The following is a 3718-nucleotide window of genomic DNA, read 5'->3' on the forward strand; positions in this document are numbered from 1 at the left end:
TGACCAAAAAATCCCTGATTTCACGCTTCAATTGCGAATAAATGAAGTACTACCATGGTTCAGCAGCGGTTGCGAACAATTCAGGGTGGATGGCTGCTGTAGATGGCTCAAAATTGCTGAGTCAGTTATCTGTCGTTGGCACACATAACTCCATGTCACTCTATGGTGGTGATATAGTGCAAACCCAGAGTATGTCGCTTATTAATCAGTTGAATTCTGGTGTGCGTGCTCTGGATATTCGCGTCAAATACGATGATGGAAATATGGCCATCTATCACGGTATCTTTTTTCAGTATGCCTACCTGGGTAACGATGTATTCAGTGTCGTTAGCGATTTTCTATTACAAAACCCAACTGAAACCATCATCATGCATATTCAGCAGGAAGAGAATGATAGCCCGGTGGGTTTGAAATTCGGGCGGCAAATTGATGTTCTGGCTTCTCAGCATAATTTGCCGGTCTGGAATGGTCACAGGAATCCAAGACTTGAAAACGTTCGTGGCAAACTGATAGTCACATACAGAAACTTCTCTCCCGTTAATATCAAAGCTTTTCCTCTGAGTTATTTCCGTAACAGTGAACAAGGCTGGGTAATGAGTCATAACTGGGAGTTGCATGATAAGTGGCAAGTGATCAAAGGCTTCTTCAAAACAGCTGATAACGATAGGTCTGACACCAAATACCGTCACTCTCTCGCCTTTTCCAAGGGGGTATTTCCATACTTTGCGGCAAGTGGTCATGTTTCCTATGGCACAGGCGCTTCGCGACTGGCAACGGGTTATACGACACCTGGATGGAGTGGCACATACCCTGACTTCCCAAGGGTCAGTTGCTTTATTGGAATATGCACCATTGCCTTTGAAGGGCTTAACACCCTGGCAGCAGACTACATTGGTGGCGGAAATATCAAGCGACTTGGTGTGCTGTGGGCAGACTTCCCTGGCAAGCGACTGATTAACAATGTGAATGCGCTTAACCTCGCAAAACAGGGGTAAATTTGTCAAACCTTCCTGTCTCCGGGAGGCTGTCCGGGAATAGCGCCCGTAGCGAGGACGGAAAAAAGTTGAGGATAAAAATTTCCGAATTTTTATCCTCAATTTTTTGCAACCGCAAGTAGGGCTGTCTATTCTCGGATAGCCGCCTGGAGCAACGCAGGAGTCGTAGGGGAACTAATTTCGGACAGCTCCTCGGAGCTGGGACCTTGCGGTTTGAGTTCGTATATATTTAGCCTATTATCGCAACATGCCAGAATATGGGTCATTTTCATTACGAATTGAACTAAATGAACCGGCTCATGGTGTTCAATAACGGCCTTCTGTCTCCACCGTATTTTACCCGATTGCCCCCAAATCCTGACCAATCCATCGTCACTGCCGGTGACCACATGGCTCCCATCATCACTGAATTGAATGGAGTTAACCGTTTGGCTGTGTTTGATGATGGTGACTTTTGGCAAGTCATCACTTAATTCACAGAGGGCTATTTGCTGATCTCTACCGGTGTAGATGGCCACATGGGTCTGATCAGGACTAAAAACAACCAGACCATTTGCAGCCACCTCCGCCTTCTCCACCCATCTCCCATCGCTGATCTTGCCGATCAGTCTTTGCTCATGTTTCAGTTCATTGTCATCAGCTAATGTTATCACGACATGAGTTCCATCAGGACTGAAAATAAGTTCTGAAAAAATACGGCCACCTCCAAAATCATCGAGAACGGCTTGCCTGCCCCAGGCTCCTTCTCCCTGTCGCCCGTAGATCTCGACACGGCACGTGTCACTGAGTGCAATGGTGGTCCCATCAGGACTAAACGATACTTTCGAAAACGCATGAGGATCATCCCCATCGTGATCGATGATATACTCCTGACGACATTTTATCTGATTGCTACGGATAAATACCCTTGCAGTAAATCCATCAAGCGTCACTATACGTGTTCCATCTGGACTAAATATGGCATGAGATACTCGGCAATCGGACAAGCTGCCCACCACCTCCAGCCCTTCGTCGGCCAATTCGTAAATAAGAGGATTATGATTGTCGCTTACCAATGCATACCTGCCATCAAGAGTGACATCATGAACACCAACCCAATTAGAGACGCCAATGGGTAACGCTATCCGATTTCCCTCACTGTCGTTTCTGGAATATTTTGCCAACCACGCTGTTCGCCCATTTAAATGGCAATAGGCTGAGACAAACACATTACAACTGTTGGGCCTGGCGTACACTGTAGATTTCTGTTCGGTATCGTTGTTGCCAAAAAGAGATATCTTGTGATCCCATTTTCCATCCCCTGAGCGCTCGAAAATCTTCACACGATGGCCGTTATTTGTAACAAGGCAGGTATCATTGGCGATAAGCTGCGCTGAATATTCACCCCAAAGTACACTCCAATGATTTATGTCGAAGCGGGTAGAAAACGTGTCAACCCACTGCGCACCGCGGAATTCCATCATTTTTACTTCAGTATTGTTGGAACTCAATATTTGTGGAATGCCAGCGCTGAATTGAACAGTGCCTACTCTGTTTTGGTGAACCATGACCGCTTTGAACTCCGTATCAAACGAACCGCTCTTGCCAATGGTTTCTCGCAGATTAAAATAGAGGATTTCCACAAATGCCTTGGGCTTCTCTTGTTGCATGGCACGGAAATAACCCTCGGGTTTTGCTGTAGAAAAACGTTCCAGATAATCGATCAAATAATCAGACGATGACCTTATCCACTTTTCTATCTGACTCCGTGAGTTATCAGGAAGCTCACGAAAAAAGGCAATCTCCTTTACATGACTCAGTGAAGTATTGTACCTGAAACATCTTGAGACTAGCTCAACACTTAACAGATCTGCAAATGAAAGATGGCTGAATATCTGATTCTGCACCACGGGATCGTCTGGAAAGTCCTGCAAAATTGAACATGACTCGACTTGGCTAACCTGCCTGAATGCGGCGAATCTTTTTAATCCACCATTTGCACCATCATTTGAACCACCATTTGAACCACAATCAGCAGGGACAACACAAGTATGGCCATTGGCTACCCCAACATCTGTATGGGTCGGGTAGATGGGCAAATGCCTTGAATTCAATGGGGGATTGTTCATGTAATGAAACTCCGTCAAAGAAATTGATACCGCTTTCACTCACAGACACTTTTACTCACAGACATTTTCACTCACACATATTACCCACTCCAACACCCGGCATGCTGTCTATAGAGCCCGTCTCGGCGACCCCGCCGTGTAGCGAGGATGGCAGAAAATTCAGGATAAAAATTCAGTTTTGTGCGATTAATTGCTGACTTGTCTGCCGAACAAAACGGAATTTATAGACCAATTAGCTGCCACCAGAGTATGGCAGACTATTCTCGGACAGCCACGCATTTAGTGGATGGACACTGCCAATCATGTTCAGGGTTTCTGCATCCGGCACCTTAATCGGCACTGCGGGGTTACTGCCGGATGGGGATGCAGCACCCGCAGCGGTCAGGCCGGACAGGACACACAGTGCCACGGCAGCTTTCGGTAGCTGGCCGGGCCGGGCGGAGGCGGTGGCCGGTGGGTTGGTCTGTTGTGGTGTGCGCTGCGGTGTTTTTTTCTTGCCTTTGATATTTGTTGGCTGAACGATAGATTGAGATATCATAGCGGCTATCACTCGAAATGAAGTAAGGAGTCGTCTAAAAATAACTTTCCCATTTTAAACTCAGTGTTCCTGATGAT

At 46.5% G+C, this 3718-nt stretch carries 3 protein-coding genes; 1 reads left to right on the forward strand and 2 read right to left on the reverse strand.

All coding sequences use genetic code 11. The features are described from left to right. The first annotated feature begins 41 nt into the window (after window positions 1-41). Window positions 42-995 carry a phosphatidylinositol-specific phospholipase C domain-containing protein gene (locus tag KDK14_RS08265; RefSeq protein ID WP_257264619.1) on the forward strand — a complete coding sequence of 318 codons (954 nt, stop codon included), beginning with the start codon at window positions 42-44 and terminating at the stop codon, window positions 993-995. A 128-nt stretch (window positions 996-1123) separates the two neighbouring features. Here the strand turns inward: KDK14_RS08265 and KDK14_RS08270 are convergent, their stop codons facing one another. Together KDK14_RS08270 and KDK14_RS08275 are read right to left on the reverse strand one after the other, a co-directional pair. Next, entirely contained in the window at window positions 1124-3103 is a 1980-nt protein-coding gene (locus tag KDK14_RS08270) for a hypothetical protein (protein WP_257264620.1), read from the reverse strand. Window positions 3104-3335: 232 nt separating this feature from the next. After that, window positions 3336-3641: a hypothetical protein gene (locus KDK14_RS08275; protein WP_257264621.1), complete on the reverse strand. Its 306-nt coding sequence runs from the start codon at window positions 3639-3641 to the stop codon at window positions 3336-3338. Window positions 3642-3718: the final 77 nt, after the last annotated feature.

Source organism: Endozoicomonas sp. ONNA2 (assembly GCF_024606365.1).
Classification (GTDB): domain Bacteria; phylum Pseudomonadota; class Gammaproteobacteria; order Pseudomonadales; family Endozoicomonadaceae; genus Endozoicomonas.

What these genes read in the sequence shown, in the direction of transcription:
- KDK14_RS08265 (WP_257264619.1), top strand. Translation starts at nt 42, where the DNA reads ATGAAGTACTACCATGGTTCAGCAGCGGTTGCGAACAATTCAGGGTGG.
- KDK14_RS08270 (WP_257264620.1), bottom strand. Translation starts at nt 3,103, where the DNA reads ATGAACAATCCCCCATTGAATTCAAGGCATTTGCCCATCTACCCGACC.
- KDK14_RS08275 (WP_257264621.1), bottom strand. Translation starts at nt 3,641, where the DNA reads ATGATATCTCAATCTATCGTTCAGCCAACAAATATCAAAGGCAAGAAA.